The 16,607-nt window shown below is 71.9% G+C and carries 18 protein-coding genes; 9 read left to right on the top strand and 9 right to left on the bottom strand.

Annotation, left to right across the window (positions count from 1 at the left end; genetic code table 11):
* Nucleotides 1–17: 17 nt before the first annotated feature.
* The 5 genes from ACFQU4_RS31370 to ACFQU4_RS31350 all read right to left on the bottom strand — a co-directional run bounded on the left by ACFQU4_RS31370 (nucleotide 18) and on the right by ACFQU4_RS31350 (nucleotide 3,329).
* On the bottom strand, nucleotides 18–527 hold the full coding sequence (locus tag ACFQU4_RS31370) for a hypothetical protein (RefSeq protein WP_377499766.1): 510 nt from the start codon (nucleotides 525–527) through the stop codon (nucleotides 18–20).
* Nucleotides 508–1,770 carry an RNA polymerase sigma factor gene (locus ACFQU4_RS31365; protein WP_377500010.1) on the bottom strand — a complete coding sequence of 421 codons (1,263 nt, stop codon included), beginning with the start codon at nucleotides 1,768–1,770 and terminating at the stop codon, nucleotides 508–510. The genes ACFQU4_RS31370 and ACFQU4_RS31365 overlap by 20 nt, the downstream gene beginning before the upstream one ends.
* Nucleotides 1,767–2,093 (bottom strand): YciI family protein, encoded by a 327-nt coding sequence (locus ACFQU4_RS31360; protein ID WP_377499764.1) that lies wholly within the window; start codon nucleotides 2,091–2,093, stop codon nucleotides 1,767–1,769. Before ACFQU4_RS31360 ends, ACFQU4_RS31365 begins: the two co-directional genes overlap by 4 nt.
* Nucleotides 2,094–2,107: 14 nt before the next feature.
* The gene (locus tag ACFQU4_RS31355; protein ID WP_377499762.1) at nucleotides 2,108–2,479 is read right to left on the bottom strand and encodes a YciI family protein; all 372 of its coding nucleotides are present in this window, start codon (nucleotides 2,477–2,479) and stop codon (nucleotides 2,108–2,110) included.
* A gap of 109 nt (nucleotides 2,480–2,588) precedes the next feature.
* Complete coding sequence (locus tag ACFQU4_RS31350; RefSeq protein ID WP_377499760.1) at nucleotides 2,589–3,329, bottom strand: phosphotransferase; 741 nt, start codon at nucleotides 3,327–3,329, stop codon at nucleotides 2,589–2,591.
* Between the two features lie 260 nt (nucleotides 3,330–3,589).
* Here ACFQU4_RS31350 and priA point away from each other — a divergent pair, with 260 nt between their 5' ends.
* The 8 genes from priA (at nucleotide 3,590) to ACFQU4_RS31310 (ending at nucleotide 12,168) form a co-directional block, all read left to right on the top strand.
* A complete protein-coding gene (gene priA / locus ACFQU4_RS31345; protein WP_377499758.1) occupies nucleotides 3,590–4,363 on the top strand; it encodes a bifunctional 1-(5-phosphoribosyl)-5-((5-phosphoribosylamino)methylideneamino)imidazole-4-carboxamide isomerase/phosphoribosylanthranilate isomerase PriA in 774 nt (257 codons plus the stop codon).
* Nucleotides 4,360–6,702, top strand: coding sequence for an HAD-IB family hydrolase (locus ACFQU4_RS31340; protein ID WP_377499756.1), 2,343 nt, complete (start codon nucleotides 4,360–4,362; stop codon nucleotides 6,700–6,702). The genes priA and ACFQU4_RS31340 overlap by 4 nt, the downstream gene beginning before the upstream one ends.
* 58 nt (nucleotides 6,703–6,760) lie before the next feature.
* Nucleotides 6,761–8,290 carry a lactate racemase domain-containing protein gene (locus ACFQU4_RS31335; RefSeq protein ID WP_377499754.1) on the top strand — a complete coding sequence of 510 codons (1,530 nt, stop codon included), beginning with the start codon at nucleotides 6,761–6,763 and terminating at the stop codon, nucleotides 8,288–8,290.
* Nucleotides 8,287–8,940, top strand: a complete 654-nt coding sequence (locus ACFQU4_RS31330; RefSeq protein ID WP_377499752.1) for a hypothetical protein — start codon at nucleotides 8,287–8,289, stop codon at nucleotides 8,938–8,940. Before ACFQU4_RS31335 ends, ACFQU4_RS31330 begins: the two co-directional genes overlap by 4 nt.
* An 80-nt stretch (nucleotides 8,941–9,020) precedes the next feature.
* A complete protein-coding gene (locus ACFQU4_RS31325; RefSeq protein ID WP_377499750.1) occupies nucleotides 9,021–10,055 on the top strand; it encodes a GNAT family N-acetyltransferase in 1,035 nt (344 codons plus the stop codon).
* Nucleotides 10,056–10,111: 56 nt separating this feature from the next.
* Entirely contained in the window at nucleotides 10,112–10,267 is a 156-nt protein-coding gene (locus tag ACFQU4_RS31320; RefSeq protein ID WP_377499748.1) for a hypothetical protein, read from the top strand.
* 35 nt (nucleotides 10,268–10,302) lie between these two features.
* Complete coding sequence (locus ACFQU4_RS31315) at nucleotides 10,303–11,061, top strand: YebC/PmpR family DNA-binding transcriptional regulator (RefSeq protein ID WP_377499746.1); 759 nt, start codon at nucleotides 10,303–10,305, stop codon at nucleotides 11,059–11,061.
* A gap of 99 nt (nucleotides 11,062–11,160) precedes the next feature.
* Complete coding sequence (locus tag ACFQU4_RS31310; RefSeq protein WP_377499744.1) at nucleotides 11,161–12,168, top strand: Gfo/Idh/MocA family protein; 1,008 nt, start codon at nucleotides 11,161–11,163, stop codon at nucleotides 12,166–12,168.
* A gap of 10 nt (nucleotides 12,169–12,178) precedes the next feature.
* Here the strand turns inward: ACFQU4_RS31310 and ACFQU4_RS31305 are convergent, their stop codons facing one another.
* The 3 genes from ACFQU4_RS31305 to ACFQU4_RS31295 all read right to left on the bottom strand — a co-directional run bounded on the left by ACFQU4_RS31305 (nucleotide 12,179) and on the right by ACFQU4_RS31295 (nucleotide 14,828).
* Nucleotides 12,179–12,970: a hypothetical protein gene (locus tag ACFQU4_RS31305; RefSeq protein ID WP_377499742.1), complete on the bottom strand. Its 792-nt coding sequence runs from the start codon at nucleotides 12,968–12,970 to the stop codon at nucleotides 12,179–12,181.
* A 75-nt stretch (nucleotides 12,971–13,045) separates the two neighbouring features.
* Nucleotides 13,046–13,675, bottom strand: a complete 630-nt coding sequence (locus tag ACFQU4_RS31300) for a GNAT family N-acetyltransferase (RefSeq protein ID WP_377499740.1) — start codon at nucleotides 13,673–13,675, stop codon at nucleotides 13,046–13,048.
* A gap of 49 nt (nucleotides 13,676–13,724) precedes the next feature.
* Nucleotides 13,725–14,828 carry an epoxide hydrolase family protein gene (locus tag ACFQU4_RS31295; protein ID WP_377499738.1) on the bottom strand — a complete coding sequence of 368 codons (1,104 nt, stop codon included), beginning with the start codon at nucleotides 14,826–14,828 and terminating at the stop codon, nucleotides 13,725–13,727.
* 105 nt (nucleotides 14,829–14,933) lie between these two features.
* On the opposite strand from ACFQU4_RS31295, the gene ACFQU4_RS31290 reads away from it, so the two are divergent.
* Nucleotides 14,934–15,455: a hypothetical protein gene (locus ACFQU4_RS31290; protein WP_377499736.1), complete on the top strand. Its 522-nt coding sequence runs from the start codon at nucleotides 14,934–14,936 to the stop codon at nucleotides 15,453–15,455.
* A 7-nt stretch (nucleotides 15,456–15,462) separates the two neighbouring features.
* On the opposite strand, the gene ACFQU4_RS31285 is transcribed toward ACFQU4_RS31290, so the two are convergent.
* A complete protein-coding gene (locus tag ACFQU4_RS31285; RefSeq protein WP_377499734.1) occupies nucleotides 15,463–16,410 on the bottom strand; it encodes a glyoxalase superfamily protein in 948 nt (315 codons plus the stop codon).
* Between the last annotated feature and the right edge of the window lie 197 nt (nucleotides 16,411–16,607).

The following is a 16,607-nucleotide window of genomic DNA, read 5'->3' as shown; positions in this document are numbered from 1 at the left end:
TCCCGCCCTGACCGGGATCAGTCGATCCTGGTCAGGGCGACGTCCATCGTGTGGATCCAGCGGTCGCCGTCGAGCCGCTCGTGACGGGCGCTCTGGACCCGGCCGTCCTTGCTGAAGGTGGCCGTACAACGGGTGGATTCGCCCTGCCAGGTCCAGCGGCCGTCGTCGTGGCTGAGGGTGTGCTCGGTGGCGTTGCCGCCGCTGTCGAAGAGCCAGGACCGGTACCGTCCGGCCGTCTCGTCCCAGCCGATGATCTCGGTGGCCCCGCCGCCGAACGGACCCGTCTTCCCGTAGGCGGTGTGCAGGACGAAGAAGCCGCCCGGGATCCAGTCGTACACGTCGCTGGTGATGATCTTCATCGCCGGCTCGACGTTGACGGTCTCGCCCTCGTTGATCCAGCGGCCGATGAACACCCCGAGCCGGGCGTGCTCCGGGCCGGGCCCGGCGGGCGCGGTGGCACCGGTCTCGACGCCGCGGCCGACGGCTCGGACCGCCAGCTCGGTCTCGTCACCTGGTGGAGTCGTCATGGGGTGGCCTTTCGTCGGTCGGGTCGGTCCGCAGCCGGTCGGCGCGGGATCGGAGGTAGCGCTGCTCCGGCAGGCTGGTGGTCAGCCGCGCAGCCAGCAGGAAGTCCTCCCGGGCGGCGGCGGTATCTCCGGCCAGCTCGAGCAGGTGGGCCCGGGTGGCCGGCAGCCGGTGGTGCCCGGCCAGCGGTTCGTCGGCCGCGAGTTCGGCGAGCCGGTCCAGTCCGGCCCGCGGCCCGTCGGTCATGGCGATCGCGATGGCGTGGTTGAGCGAGGCCATCGGGTTCGGCGCGATCCGGCAGAGCACCCGGTAGAGGATCCGGATCTGCCGCCAGTCGGTGTCCGCCACCGTCGCGGCCTGGACGTGCAGTGCGGCGATGGCCGCCTGCAGTTGGTACGGGCCCAGCGGCGAAGCCTGCATCGCCTCGGTGATCAGCCGCGAACCTTCCTCGATCCGGCCGCCGTCCCAGCGCGACCGGTCCTGTTCGGCGAGCGGGACCAGGCCTCCGTCCGGCCCGGTCCGGGTGGCCCGGCGGGCGTCGGTGAGCAGCATCAGGGCGAGCAGGCCGGCGACCTCGCCGTCGCCGGGAAGCGAACGGTGCAGGGTCCGGGTGAGCCGGATCGCCTCGGCGGTCAGGTCGGTCCGCTGCAGCTCGGGGCCCGAGCTCGCCGTGTAGCCCTCGTTGAAGATCAGGTAGAGCGTCTGCAGCACGGCGGGCAGTCGCTCGGCGTACTCGGCCGGATCCGGGCGGTGCAGGGTGGCGCCGGCGGCCTTGATCCGGCCCTTGGCCCGACTGATCCGCGGTCCCATGGTGGCCGGCGGGACCAGGAAGGCGCTGGCGATCTCCGTCGTCGTGAGGCCACCGACGGCGCGCAGGGTCAGCGCGACCTGGGACGGCGGGGTCAGCGCCGGGTGGCAACACATGAACAGCAGTTCCAGGCTGTCGTCGTGATCATGGTCCTCGCCGGGCGGACCGGCGACGTCCCGTTCGGCGTCGAGCCGCTCCCGGGCCCGCCGGGCGCTCTCGCTGCGGCGGTGGTCGAGCAGGCGCCGCGAGGCGACGGTGACCAGCCAGCTCCGGGGCTGCTCGGGCAGCCCCTCGGCCGGCCACTGCGTCATGGCCGCCAGCAGCGCTTCCTGCGTCGCGTCCTCGCAGCCGTCGAAGTCCTGGTAACGCCGGACCAGCGTCCCGAGCACCTGCGGTGCCAGTTCGCGCCACAGCTCGCCGAGGTCGTCGCTCGTCACGTCCACGGCTCCGGTCCCGACCGCACCATCACCGGCCTCAACTCGAGCGTGATCTCGGGACCGGCCGGGAGGGTGGCCGCAAGCTGCGCCGCCCGCTCGTCGTCGGCGCAATCGAGCAGGTAGTACGCGGCCAGCAGCCGGCTGGGACCGTCCGCGCCGCTGGGGCCGGGTCGGCCCGGGATCGGCACGGCGGTCGAGGGGTCGGCCACCACCTGGGCGTCGACCAGCTCGCCGCTGGTCCGGGCCGCCGCGACGAAGTCGTCGTCCGGCGGCCGGTGCGGCGAGCCGCTCGCGGGCCCGTACAGGCTCAGCAGGAACCGCATCGGCGATGCCGGGCCTAGTCGGCGTCGATCCCGGCCGAGAAGACCACCGGCCGGACCTCGATGCCGACCCCGTCCACCTTGGCGTCGGGGATCAGCGCGGCCAGCTGGTGCGCCCGGTCGCGATCGGCGCACTCGAGCAGGTAGTAGCCGCCGAGGAACTCCTTCGCCTCCAGGTACGGCCCGTCGCTGACGGCCGGCACGCCCTCCCGGACCCGGACCACGGCGCTCTCCTTCGGATCGGCCAGCGCGACCGCGCCGCGCAGCTCACCCGAGGTGCGCACGGTGTCCAGGAACTCGGTGTGACCGCGGCCCACCTCCTCCCGTTCCGCTTCGGTGAGCGCGTCCCAGATCTGCGGGTTGATGTGCATGATCAACAAGAACTTCATTCGATTCCCTTCTCGGCGGTTGCGTCCTCGCGACGCGACGCCCCGTAGTCGTTGCCGCCGCGCCGATTTTGACATCGACCCGAAATTCTGTCGCGGCTTTCGCGACAGGTCAGCGCAGCGCCGCGGCCCAGGTCGCCGAGTTCGCGGCGAGGAACCTCGCCACCGAGCCCCAGTAGTCGCCGTGCCCCTCGAGGAACATCGAGGCCCACGGCTCCTCGCCGTTGGCGTGGGCGTCGCGGAGACGGTCGTAGCTGGCCTGGGCCCGCCTGGTCATGGCGTCGGGGAGCCCGGCTCGCAGGTCGTCGTCCGCGTCGTAGCCGGTGATGAACGCGGTGAGCCGGTCGGCCGCGCCGTCGAGCTCGTCGGGGTTGAGGCCGGCGAAGGACTGGGCGGCGTAGGCGAGGTCCCACAGGCGGGTGCTCGGGCCGGCACCGTCGAAGTCGATGAAGACCCAGCGCTCGCCGACGACCAGGTTCCACGGGGCGAGGTCGTTGTGGCAGATCAGGTCGGCGTCGGGCGCCGGGAGCAGGACGTCCCAGCCGGTGTGGTCGACGGGGTAGTGCGTGCTGGCGTCGTGGATGGCCCGGACCAGGGCGCCGACCCGCCGCAGGTCGTCCGGCCCGAACCGGGGCAGGGTCTGGGCGAGAGTGCCGTCGACGTACTCGAGGATCTGGCGGCCCCGGTCGTCCCGGCCGAGTGGGCGGGGCGCGTCGATGCCGGCGGCGATCAGGTGGGTGACGTAGCCGTGGACGCTCGGCGTGGTCGGCAGCCAGGGCTTCCGTACCGTCGAGCCGACCCGGACCACCTCGGCCGAAGCGTTGCCGCCGGTCAGCGGCTCTTCGATGTCCACCGCTCCAACCTGCCAGGCCCGTCCCGACCGCGCGACTCCTTTCCTTCCACGCCAGCATCGGATCCCGAGTCCGCGGCTGTTCTCAACGCGCCGTTCGCCGACTCGTCACCTGTGCAGCGACACGCCGCCAGAACGGCTGCTTTGGTGCCCGGTCGGCGGATTTTGAAGGGTGGATTTACAAAGGTGGGCGGGATCGCGCATGCTCAGAGCTGGGTGGACGGATTGCTGATCAGGGTGAGCGGGAAGATAGGGTCTGGCGCGTGGATTCTTTGGTGCTGCTACCGGCGGTCGACGTGGCCGGAGGACAGGCCGTGCAACTCGTGCAGGGCAAGGCGGGCACGGAGAAGCGGTTCGGGGAGCCGAACGCGGCGGCCCGGCGCTGGGCCGAGGCGGGGGCCGAGTGGATCCACCTGGTCGACCTCGACGCGGCCTTCGGCCGCGGCGACAACGCGGCGCTGATCGCCGACGTGATCGCCGGCCTTGCCGATGATCATCCGAACCTGAAGGTCGAACTCTCCGGCGGGATCCGGGACGACGCGAGCCTGACCCGCGCCCTGTCCACCGGCTGCGCCCGGGTCAACATCGGCACCGCGGCGCTGGAGCGGCCGGACTGGTGCACCAAGATCATCGCCGACCACGGCGAGCAGATCGCGATCGGGCTGGACGTGCGCGGCACCCGGCTGGCCGCGCGCGGCTGGACCGAAGAGGGCGGCGAGCTGTACGAGACGCTGGACCGGCTGAACGCCGCCGGCTGCGCCCGCTACGTGGTCACCGACGTCGCCTCCGACGGCATGCTGGCCGGCCCCAACCTGGACCTGCTGCGGGACGTCTGCTCCCGTACCGACGCCGCGGTGATTGCCAGCGGCGGCGTGTCCAGCCTGGACGACATCGCCGCGCTGACCGGCCTGGTCGGCGAGGGCGTCGAGGGCGCGATCATCGGCACCGCCCTGTACGTCGGCAATCTGACCCTGACCGACGCCCTGCGGGTGGCCCGGAACGAGCCGGCTGCGGCCCCGAGCGGACCGGTTTCATGACCCTGCTCACCGAGACCGCCGCGGGCCCGTCCCCGCTCGGCGGGGTACGGCTGCGGGACCGGCTGGCCGGTTCGACGGTGCTGGTCACCGGCGTCACCGGCTTCATCGGCGAACACCTGCTCTGGAAGATCCTCACCGAGCTGCCGGACACCAAGGCGGCCGTGCTGGTCCGGCGGAAGCGCTCGGCCAGCGGCCGGGACCGGATCCTGACGCTGCTGAAGAAGAAGATCTTCAGCGACCTGCGGGACGCGGCCGGCGGCGCCGAGGAACTGCTGGACGCCCGGATGATCGTCGTCGAGGGCGACCTGCCGAACGTGCCGGAGCTGCCGGCGGGCGTCGACGTGGTGATCCACTCGGCCGGTGACGTGTCCTTCGACCCGCCGATCGACCAGGCCTTCACCACCAACGTCCTCGGCACCACGGCGCTGATCGACCGGCTGATCGAGGCCAACACCGGCGCCGACGGCACGCTGACCAAGCTGCCGCACTACGTGCACATCTCCACCGCCTACACGGCCGGCCGGCGCCGCGGCGTGATCCCGGAGGCGCAGCACACCCACGACATCGACTACCAGGCCGAGACCAAGGCCGGGCTGGCCATGCGGGAGCTGATCGAGGCCGAGTCGCGCACCTCGGACCGGCTGACCAAGCTGCGCAAGGAGGCCGAACGGGAGCACCGCGCGGCCGGCTTCCTGACCACGGCCGAGGACACCGAGCGGCGGCGCAAGGAATGGGTCACCGCCGAGCTGGTCAAGGCCGGCACCGAGCGGGCCCGGTCGCTCGGCTGGACCGACGTCTACACGTTCACCAAGGCACTGGGGGAGCGCGCCGTCGCCGATCACGCGGCCGGCATCCGGGTCTCCGTCGTCCGCCCGTCGATCGTCGAGTCGAGCTGGCGGCACCCGTACCCGGGCTGGATCGAGGGCTTCAAGATGGCGGAGCCGCTGATCCTCGCGTACGGGCGCGGCGAGCTGCCCGAGTTCCCGGCCTCGCCGGACTCCGTCGTCGACATCGTGCCCTGTGATCACGTGGTCAACGCGATCATCGCGGTCGCCGCGACCGAGCCCGAGGTCGGCGAGCCGGAGTTCTACCACGTGTCGTCCGGCGCCCGGAACGCGCTCACCTTCAAGGATCTGTACGGCCACGTCCGCGCCTACTTCACGGCGCACCCGTTCGTCGGCGGCGCCCGCGGCGCGGCCCACCTGCCGCAGTGGAAGTTCCCCGGCGCGGCGTCGGTGGAGCGGCTGCTGTCCACCTCGGAACGGGCCCACAAGGTGGCCGACCGGGTGCTGTCGCTGGCCCCGCGGTCCAACCGGACCCGGACCATGGCCAAGGAACTGGACCGGACCCGGGGCCGGCTCGACTTCCTGCGCAAGTACCTGTCGCTCTACAACGAGTACGCCCAGTCCGAGCTGCACTTCGTCGACGACAACACGCTGGCCCTGAACCGGGCGCTGCACGCCGACGACCAGGACGGGTTCGCCTTCGACACGTCGGTGTTCGACTGGACCACGTACCTGGAAGAGGTGCACTGCCCGTCGATCACCGCGCCGGTGCGCCGGATGGACGCGCTGCGCCGCAAGCGCGGCAACCGGGCGACGACGATGCGCGACCTGGCCAAGGACACCGCGGGCTCGTCGGCGCTGGCCGTGTTCGACCTGGACGGCACGATCATGTCGACGAACGTGATCGAGCAGTACCTGTGGACCCGGCTGCCGGAGCTGTCCCGGTCGGCCCAGCTGGCCGAGGTCGGCCAGGTGCTGCGCCGGTTGCCGGCCTACCTGCGCACCGAGCGCCGGGACCGCGGCAGCTTCCTCCGCGCCGTCTACCGCCGCTACGCCGGCGCCGACCTGGCCGCGCTCGAGGAACACATCGACCACGACCTGGCCCCGCACATCCTGAGCCGGCTGTCGCCCGAGGCGGTACGGCGGGTCCGGGCGCACCGGGCCGCCGGGCACACGACGATCCTGATCACCGGCGTGGTCGCGCCGCTGACCCGGCCGCTGCGGCCGCTGTTCGACGAGATCGTCGCGGCCGAGCTGGCCACCGACGCCGACGGCCGCTGCACCGGCTTCCTGACCGGCCCGCCGCTGGTCGGCGAGTCCCGGCCGGCCTGGCTGCGGCACTACGCCGACACGCACGGGATCGACCTGGCCAAGAGCTACGCCTACGCCGACTCCCACTCGGACCTGCCGATGCTGACCGCGGTCGGCAACGCGGTCGCGGTGACACCGGACATCGCGTTGATGCGCGCTGCTGCCGCGAACCAGTGGTCGGTGGTGGAATGGAGGATCAGGCCCGACAACTCACGCTGGGCGCTGCCCGGTCCACAGCAGTGACGGCTCACGTACCGCAGCCGATCATGGAACAGTCGAACAACAGGGGAGAACGTTAGAGATGGCCCGTCCCGGCTTCGTGCTCGAGGTCGACGAACGCACGCCGCCGCTCGTCGTCCACTCCGGCGACACTGTGGTGCGTCAGCTGTTCCCCCTCGGCGCCAAGGTGGTCTACCCGCCTGATCCGCTGCCCGCGCTCGCCGACGTCCGTGGCGAGGTGGGCCGGACGCTGGACCAGCCGCTCGGCGGTGACCCGCTGGCCGCCCTGCTCCGGCCGGACAGCAAGCTGACCGTCGTCGTCGAGGACCTGAGCGTCCCGGTCCCGTCGATGCCGGACCCCGACGTCCGCGGCGTGATCGTCGAAGAGGTACTCAGCCGCGCGGCCGACGCCGGCGTCGACGACGTCGAGGTGATCGTCGGGACCGGCCTGCGCCGCCGGCTCACCGGCGCCGAACTGCGCCGCCTGGTCGGCGAGCGGGTGTACCGCTCCTTCGTCGGCGACGGACGACTGCGCCATCACGACGCCGAGGACGAGACCCGGCTGGCCGCCGTCGGCGCCGTCTCCGATCTGCTGACCGTCCGGATCGACCGACGGGTCGTCGAGTCCGACCTGGTCGTCGTGGTCCGGGTCGCCGGGCAGCCGGCGCCGGCGTTCGACGTCCCGGAGGGCAGCCTCGGCCACTGGCTCGCCGCGAGCCTCGGCTCGACCGCGACGATCACCGGCCTGACCGGCCCGGACGGCGAGTCGGTCGCCCGGCTGGTCGGCGGTTCGGTGACCGCGTTCGCCGTCGATGCCGTCCTGGACAACCGCACCTTCGGCGCGCCGGTGGAGTTCCTCGGCAAGCGCGAATGGGAGTGGAGCCTGCGCGACCAGGCCCGTGCGTACGGCCTTCGGCAGGGGCTCGGGCTGGTCCCGGCCAAGCTCCGGCGCAGCCTGGCCGGCAACCTGCCCGGCGGGTACGGCGTGGTGCGCGTGGTCGCCGGCGATCCCGCCCTGGTGGCCGATGCGGCCGCCGAGACCGTACGGGCTCAGCAGTTGGTCGAGATCGAGGGCCAGGCCGATGTCGCCGTGGTCGGCGTACCGCAGGCCGGGCCGGGCAGCGTCGGCTCGGTGACCAACCCGATCCTGGCCGCCTGGACCGGGCTGGTCGGCACCCTCGGCGCGGCGACCGGCAAACCGGTGGTCCGCGACGGCGGCGCGGTGATCCTCTACCACCCGGCGCGGACCGAGTTCTCGCCGCTGCACCACCCGTCCTACGTCGACTTCTTCGACGAGGTGCTGCCGACCGGCGTGACCGCGGAGGCGTTCGGCCGGTTCGCCACCGACGAGTGGTACCGGCATCTGTACCGGACCAGCCACGCGTTCCACGGCGTGCACCCGTTCCTGACCTGGGCCGAGGTGACCGCGGCAACGGCGCGGCTGTCCGACGTCGTCTGGGTCGGCGGCGACCGCAGCACGGTGGCCCGGATGGGCTTCCGGGCCGCGTCCAGCCTGGCCGACGCGCTGGAGATGACCGCCGCTTCGGTCGGTTCGGATCCGACGATCAGCTACCTGCACAGTCCGCCGCGGCTGCTCGCGGAGGTGACATGAGCACCGTCGCCGCCGCCGTGGAGGTGGCCTACCAGACGCTGCTCCGGCCGGCGCTGCGAGCCGGGCTCTCCCTCGAGACGTACGGCTCCGACGAGTTGCGCGACCGGACCGGCCCGCTGGTGCTGCTGGTGGGCGACGGCAGCCGGGCGGACCGCCAGCTCGCGGTCGCCGGGCTGCCCCGGTCGCTGCGCCGCCGTACCGTTCCGGTGGCCGACGCCGGCCAGGCGCCCGGTCTGCTGGACCGCGGCTGGAACGTCGTCGGCACCGCCGACCAGGCGATCGCCGCGATCGCGGTCCGGTTCCGGGTGCCGGTCATCCCGGTCGGGGTCCGTGGCGGTGCCGCGGCGATCGAGCCGGGCCGGATCCGGCCGGTCTCGGGCCGGCCCCGCGTCGTCCTCCGGTACGGTACGCCGCTGGAGCCGCGGGTCGGCGAATCCCCGCTGGCCCTGGCCGCCCGGTCCGTCGAGGCGATCGAGGCCCTGGTCGCCGAGGATGCCGCCACCTGGTGGACCGTACGACGACGGCAGGCCGATGGTCTGCCGGCCGCCGCCGAGGCACCGGCCGTCCGCGGCTGGCGGCGGACCTGGCAGCAGACCGAGCCGCCGGTGCTGGGCGGTCCGCGCCCGGCCCGCCGGATCTGGCAACGCTGAGCAGCGATCCCCGGGCACGGCCATTCGCCGAAGAGTGGAACTTCCCGCGTGCCGCCAACCCGAGCAGGTAAAGGAGCACAGTGGTAGACCAGCCGGCCACCGACGGCCTGATCTGGCAACCCATCACCCCGGCCGACCTGGACGACCTGGGCGCCCTGCTGACCGCGATCGAGCACCTCGACGAACCGAGCGAGCGGCACAGCATGGACACCCTGGCGGACGCCTTCGTCGGCGCCGAGACCAGTCCGAGCGCCGACACCTTGCTGGGCCGCGACGGCGGCGGCATGGCGGTCGCGTACGCCTGGAATCATCCGGTGGCCACCGACGTCGACCCGCGCCGGGTCTACCTGACCGGCGGCGTGCATCCCGGCTGGCGGAGTCAGGCGATCGGCCGGCAGTTGCTCGCCTGGCAGCTCAACCGAGCCCGGGACTGGTACGACGAGACGTACGCGCCGCCGATGGGACCGCTGCAGCTGACCGCCTACGTCGACGAGAAGCTCGAGGTGCACCAGCGCCTCTACCGGGCCGCCGGGCTGGAGCCGGTGCGCTGGTTCGCCGACATGGGCCTGACCTTCGACAAGGGGACCGACGACCGTTCGGTGCCCCCGCCCGTCGGTCCCGCCCCGGACGGGATCCGGCTGGTCCCGTACAGCAAGAAACTCTCCGAGGCGGTCCGGCTCGCGCACAACGACGCGTTCGCCGACCACTGGGGTTCGCAGCCGGTCGCGCGCGGCCCGTGGGAGGACCAGCTGAGCCGCTCGGTGGCCCGGCCGAGCTGGTCCTGGGTGGCGCTCGACGCGGCGACCAGCGAGGTCGCCGGCTACGCCATCAACTCCGCCTACGAGCAGGATTGGGAGGAGCAGGGTTTCTCGGAGGGCTGGACCGAACGGCTCGGGGTACGGCACGCCTTTCGCGGCCGCGGCATCGCCCGGGCCCTGCTGACCGCCTCGATGACGTCGTTCGCGGAGGCCGGCCTGGACGGCGCCGGGATCGGCGTCGACTCCGACAGCCCGACCGGCACCATCAATCTCTATCCGGAGCTCGGCTACACGGCGTCCAGCACGATCGTGATGTACGCGAAGCTGGAGCAGCGGGCGCCCGAGTCGGGCGACTGATCCCGCGTCAGCGGCACGTCAGCAACAACGGCTACTTCTGGCGGGTCGAGTGGGCATTGCCGGACGGCATCAACCGGGCGGCCTACATCGGCGACTGGTATCTGTCGACCGGCCACCCGAGCGACTGGAAGCAACTGGGCCTCCGCTACCTGGGCACCGGCTCCGGCGGCACCTGCGACGTGATGAACGTACGGCCGCCCGGCGACGCCTGAACCCAGCCCAGCTTCGGGGCACTAGGATCGGCTGCATGTCGGGTCATTCCAAGTGGGCAACCACCAAACACAAGAAGGCCGTGATCGATGCACGGCGGGGCAAGCTGTTCGCCAAGTTGATCAAGAACATCGAGGTGGCGGCCCGGGTCGGCGGCGGTGACCCGGCCGGCAACCCGACCTTGTACGACGCGATCCAGAAGGCCAAGAAGTCGTCGGTGCCGAACGACAACATCGACCGCGCCGTCAAGCGCGGCTCGGGCGCCGAGGGCGGCGGCACGGATTACGAGACGCTGATGTACGAGGCGTACGGCCCGGCCGGCGTCGCGCTGCTGATCGAGTGCCTCACCGACAACCGGAACCGGTCCGCCTCCGATGTCCGGGTCGCGGTCACCCGCAACGGCGGCACCATGGCCGACGTCGGGTCCACCGCCCGGATGTTCAACCGCAAGGGCGTCGTCATCGTCGGCAAGGAGCAGGAGGGCAAGACGCTCTCCGAGGACGACCTGCTGGAGGCGACCCTGGAGGCCGGGCCGGAGGAGGTCAACGACCTCGGCGAGAACTTCGAGGTGATCACCGACCCGAACGATCTGGTCCAGGTCCGCACCGCGGTCCAGGAGGCCGGCCTCGACTACGAGTCGGCCGAGGTCTCGTTCGTCCCGTCGTTCACCCAGGAGATCGACGTGCCGACGGCGGAGAAGGTCTTCAAGATCATCGAGGCGCTCGAGGACTCCGACGACGTCCAGAACGTCTACGCGAACTTCGACGCTCCCGACGAAGCCCTCGTCGACGCCTAGACCCCCCCAAACCAACTCCGCCGACCGGGCACTAAAGCAGCCGAAAATGCGGCGTGTCGCTGCAGAGGTGACCACTCGGCAGAATCGGAAGGATCCCGCGTGCCCGAGAAATCGGTCCGGGTCGGACTGATCGGCTGCGGTGCGGTCGCCCAGTACGGCCATCTGCCCGCCATCCTGAGGACCCACGGTCTGGACCTCGCGGCCGTCTGCGAGGTCGACCGCGAGCGGCTGGCCGAGGTCGCCGACGCGACCGGAGCCCGGCCGTGCGGCACGCTGGACGAGCTGGCCGGCGCCGACCTGGACGCCGTGGTGATCACCTCACCCGCGACGCTGCACGAGGAGCACCTCGCCTGGGCGGCGGGGCAGGGGCTGCCGGTGCTCTGCGAGAAGCCGCTCACCCTCGACGAGCCCGGCTCGGTGCGGGCGATCGAGTTGATGGAGGAGGCCGACCGGCCGCTCTACGTCGGCTTCACGTACCGGTTCGCGCCGGCGGCGCTGGAGATCCGGCGGCTGATCCGCGAAGGCGCCGTCGGGACACCCCGGGCGCTCCGGCTGATCTACCTCTGGGACCTGCACGGCGCCTTCGCCGACCGGGAGCACTTCACCGGCGTCAACGAGCGCCGCGAGGGCCGGATCGCCGAGGGCGGCCCGATGATCGACTGCGGCGTGCACCAGATCGACCTGGCCCGCTGGTGGCTGGGCGGCGAGCCGGTGCCGACCTCGGTGGTCGGGATCCGGGTCGAGGGACGGGAGACGCCGGATCACCTGGTCGCCCACCTCGACGTCGACGGCTGCCAGGTCATGATCGAAATCAGCATCGCGTACGGGCACACGGCGCCGGCCACCCGGCCGACCTTCAGCTACGAAGTGATCGGCAGCGAAGGCGTGCTCCGCTACCGGCGCGAGGAGCGCGAGTTCGTCGCGATCGGTCGGTCCGGGATCCGCGAGCTGGACTGGTCGCCGGAGAAGTCGTTCGACGGCATGTACGCCGCGTTCGCCGACGCCCTGACCGGCGGCCCGACCGACCTGCTGCCGACCGGCCGGGACGGCCTGGCCGCGACCAGGATCGCCACCGACCTCAGCGTCCGGGCCGCCGCGGCTCGCTGATCACGGTTCGTCAGGAACTGCCGGCGCCGTCCTGCCAGAACCCGATCCGGTCGGCGAACGACGCCTCGACGGCCGCCACGACGCCGTCGGCCGCCAGCGCTTCCGCCAACTCGGCCCGGTCGGGGACGACGACCGACTCGCCCCAGGCGAACAGGGTGTGCAGGGGACCGGCCCAGGCAGGCTCGACCTCGGCCCAGCGCTGCGCGGCCGACTCGCGGTCGGTCGTCCAGGTCCGATCCTGGATGCTGACCAGCCCGGCGACGGCGAGCAGCGTCTTCCGGCCGACCCTCCGGGCCAGCCGGGCCCGGTCCGTGCCCGGGTCGGCCCGCCAGCCGGCCGCGTGCCGGGCCAGATCCCCGTTGAAGGCCCGGGCCGCACGCCGGTCCGCCGGGTAGGGCGGCTCGTCCGGCCGGTCCGGCCGGGTCAGCGGCACGCCGTAGTGGCGGCGGAACACCCGGTTCCCGTACGGGATGTCGCCGTCGCCGACGTACTCGTGCCGGCCCACCGCGCCGACCTCCACCGAGCGGCAGAGCCCGGCGAACCGGACCGACAGCTCGCGGGTGATCGCGCCGGCCGCCTCGGCCGACAGCCCGACCGCCAGCAGGTCCACATCGGAACGACCGACCACGGCCTGCCCGGTCGCGACGGATCCGTACAGGAGCAGGTCCGCGGCCGGGTCGATCTTGTTCACCGTGGCCAGCGCCGCCTCGAGAACGGGCTCGAAGGCACCGGGCACCCGGAACCGGGCGGCGCCGGTCACGATCCGGCCCCGCTCGTCGACGCCCTCCCATGGATCACGCACTGCCCACCTCCGATCCGGCCCGACGGTACCCGACGACGGCCGGCCGAAGTCGCGTCCGGGCCGTGCTGATCAAGCTCACGGTTCGGCCGTGAGCGCCGCCAGCTCGAACAGGTGGGTGACGCCGAGGCTCCGCGCGAGCCGCCGGGACGGCTCGTTCGCGGCGAGGTGGCTGTAGAACGCGGTCCTGCCGCTGCCCGTGATGGCCACTGCCCAGGCTGTCGCGGCCCGGCTCGCGTACCCGCGGCGCAGGTGCGCCGGATCGGTGTGGACCCAGAGTTCCGCGGACTCGTCGTCGGAGCGGACCGATTCAGCCCACGCCACGGGCGTGCCGTCGGCGATCACCGTGAACGACTCCGGCCCGCGCCGAACCACTTCGGCCGGCCCGTCGCGGCCGGCGGCCACCGGCTCGGCGAATCGGTACGTCGAGCATCGCAGCACGGAGAGCCGGTGGGCGGTCAGCCACGCGTCATCGCTCGCGGTGAAGAACCGGCTCGGATCGACGCCACGGAGCAACCCGAGCAGCGCAGCGTCGGCCGTACTGCTGAAGGACAGCTCGTCGTGATCGGCGAACCTGGTCACGGCGCAGTCCGGGATCGGGTCCGGCTCGACGCCGGGGAGGCGGACCAGCCGGCCGTCGGCGTCGAGTTCCTTGCCCTCCAGCCGCAGTTGCCTGAGCCAGAGGCTGCGTGGATCCGAGGCGATCATGTCCCACGGAATAGCAGGATCCCGCCTGCCGACGGAACCGAATATCGGGTCAGCGGAGTCCGGGGAAGAACCGGCGCAGGTCGTTGATCAACAGGTCCGGCGCGTCGTAGGCGCCGTAGTGGCTGCCCCGGTCCGCCTCGGTCCAGGACACCAGGTTGTGGTTCCGCTCGACGAAGGCCCGGACCGACGGCAGGTCGTGCGGGAACTGGATCACGCCGAGCGGCACGTCTGCCGCGACGGGCAACTGCTCCCGGCCCGCCTCGGCGTAGATCCGGATCGCCGACCCGGCCGTGTTGGTCAGCCAGTGCACCGAGGCGTGGGTGAGGATCGCCTCGATCTCCTGATCACCCATGCACTGGACGTTCCAGCCGACCAGTCCGGCGGGCGAATCGGTGATCGCGTGGGCCAGGCTCTGCGGTTGCTCGCTGTGCACCATGCCGTACGCGGCCGTCGTGGAGAACTCCTGCCAGGCCTCCATCGCGCCCCGGTCCCGAGGCGTCAGGCCGGCGATCAGCTCCGGGTCGTCGGGCGCGTCGAACCAGGCCTCGGTGACGTGAGCCCCGATCACCGCGTCCGGCGCCAGCCGGCCCATCTCGGGGGCGATGCCGCAGCCCCAGTCGTTGCCGACCGTCCCGTACCTGGTGTAGCCGATCCGCCGCATCAGCTCGACGAACGCGGCCGCGATCCGGCCCACGCCCCAGCCGGTGTCCGTGGTCGGCCCGGAGAAGCCGAAGCCGGGGAGCGAGGGCAGCACCAGGTCGAAGGCCAGGCTCGGGTCGAGGCCGTGCGCCCGCGGATCGCTGAGCGGGCCGAGGACGTTGACGTACTCGAACACCGAGCCCGGCCAGCCGTGGCACAGGATCAGCGGGATCGCGTTCGGCTCCGGCGACTTGATCCAGCCGAAGTGGACCCGGGTGCCGTCGATCTCGGTCTCGTAGTGCGGGTACGCGTTGAGCTTGGCCTCCCAGGCCCGCCAGTCGTAACGGTCCTTCCAGTACGTCACCAGTTCCCGGACCCGGGCGTTCGAGGTGCCGTAACCGACATCGCCGCCGACCGGCTCGGGCGCCCACCGGGTCCGGTCCAGCCGGTCCTTGAGCTCCTTGAGCTCGGCATCCGGTACCTGGATCGGTGCGGGCTTGATCTGATCGTTCATGGCGGTGCTCCTCGTCTGGATGGGTTCCTTCACCCCCGAGGTCGGAGCCGACCCGCCGCCGTCGACATCGGACTAGGCTCGAGTTTCCAGCCGAGGATGCCGACCATGACGATCACCACGGGTTCCGACACCACCAGCCCCGCCGCCGGGCCGCTGAGCTGGGTCCTGGCGTCCATCGTCGCCTTCATCGTGATCTTGCCGCTCCTGGTTCTGGGACTGGCGGTGCCGCCGCAGGTGATCGTTCCGGTGACCGCCGTGGCCGCCGGCCTCGTCGCGTCGCTCGTCACCTGCTGGGTCCGCAACGTGTTCACGCCCGGCTCGAGCACCCGTCTCCTTGCCGCGGTCGGGGCGACGACGGTCGGGGCCCTCGTCGTCGCGGTCGGCATGTTCCTCGGCATGGTCTTCCTGCCGGGACCGCTGATCCTGCAGATCCCGCCGGCAGCCCTGGCACTCGGCGGGATCGCGGCCTGGGCCGCCTGGCGCTTCCGCATCCCCGGCCGCCACCTCGTCCGGGATGCCCTGCTCTCGCTCGGACTGCTGGCGGCCGGTGCCGTGGTGATCACGGGTGCGCTCTACGGCGGGTGCATGATCATCGCCTGCAGCGCGTACTCGGGCCCGGTCGAATGACGGTAGGTCAGGACAGCTCGGTGTAGCCGGCCAGGATGATCGGCCACTCCGCGAAGTGGCCGCGGCGGCCGGCGTTGGTCGCGTTCCAGCCGCCGTGCTCGAACCGGACGAGGGTGCCGTCGTCGGCCGGGGTGAAGGTGACCGTCAGGCTGGACGGGAAGTCCGGGTCCTGAGCGAGGGTGAAGGTCTGCGCATAGCGGCGGCCCGGCTGCCAGTCGGTGATCGTGCCGATCGAGAACGCGCCGTTGGGGTTCTTGAAGATCACCTCGCCGTCCTCGATCACGGCGCGGCCGCCTTCCTTGATGCCGTAGTTCCGCCACCAGGAGAAGGACGTGAAGCGGTCGAACGCGGCGCCCGGTTCAAGATCGACACGGAGTTCGTGCACGATGGGCGAGAGCTCGTCCGGCACTCGGTCGGCGACGGCTGCCCGCACCTCCAGGTACGTGATCCGATTGCCGCAAGGGTCGTGCAACGTCACGGTGCGCCCGTGTTCCGAGTCTTCCAGAGTCGGCTGCGCGTACCCGAAATCCCGGGTGAGCAGTTCGGCGTGCAAGGAGGCGGCCTCAGAGACCTCGATCAAGATCGCGGTGCCCGGCGTGCCGTCGCCGGGGTGCTCGGAAAGATCGATCCGGACGCCGTCCGGGCCACGCAACCGCAGGTAGCGCGGGGCGTGGCCCTCGAACTGCTGATGGCTGATCACGGTCCAGCCGAGGAACTTGCGGTAGAACGCCTGGGTCGCGTCCCAGTCGAAGATCCGCAAGATGGGGACCACGGCTCCGGCCGATGCTTCGGCGGGAGCGAGCCCGGACAGGGTGTTCCAGTCCCGGACCCCGTGCGTAGCCGCGATGAGCTCCAGGGCTTGCGCATGTCCGAGGTCGACGCCGCGGCCGGCCAGGGCGCGGCGCAGGCGCTTCGCCTGGTCCTTGGCCTCGCGTGCGGTGGGCAGGATGATCATGAGATGTCCTCTCCGCGGAGTGAACTCATGGGGTGCCTGCGTTACCCGAAGTCATTCCGCGGGCGGTGTCATCGTCGATGATCAACTCTGCGGACGTTCGGCATTCGCCGTCCCGTTGCCGGGGCAGGCAGCCGGCTGCCGTGGCCGTACCTTCGCATCATGCCACGACCGCCGACTCGGACGGAACGGTCAGCGGC

This window comes from Microlunatus sp. GCM10028923, assembly GCF_042666975.1.
GTDB lineage: Bacteria > Actinomycetota > Actinomycetes > Propionibacteriales > Propionibacteriaceae > Microlunatus.
The sequence above is the reverse complement of the archived record's forward strand: the minus strand, read 5'-3'. Positions and strand labels throughout refer to the sequence as shown.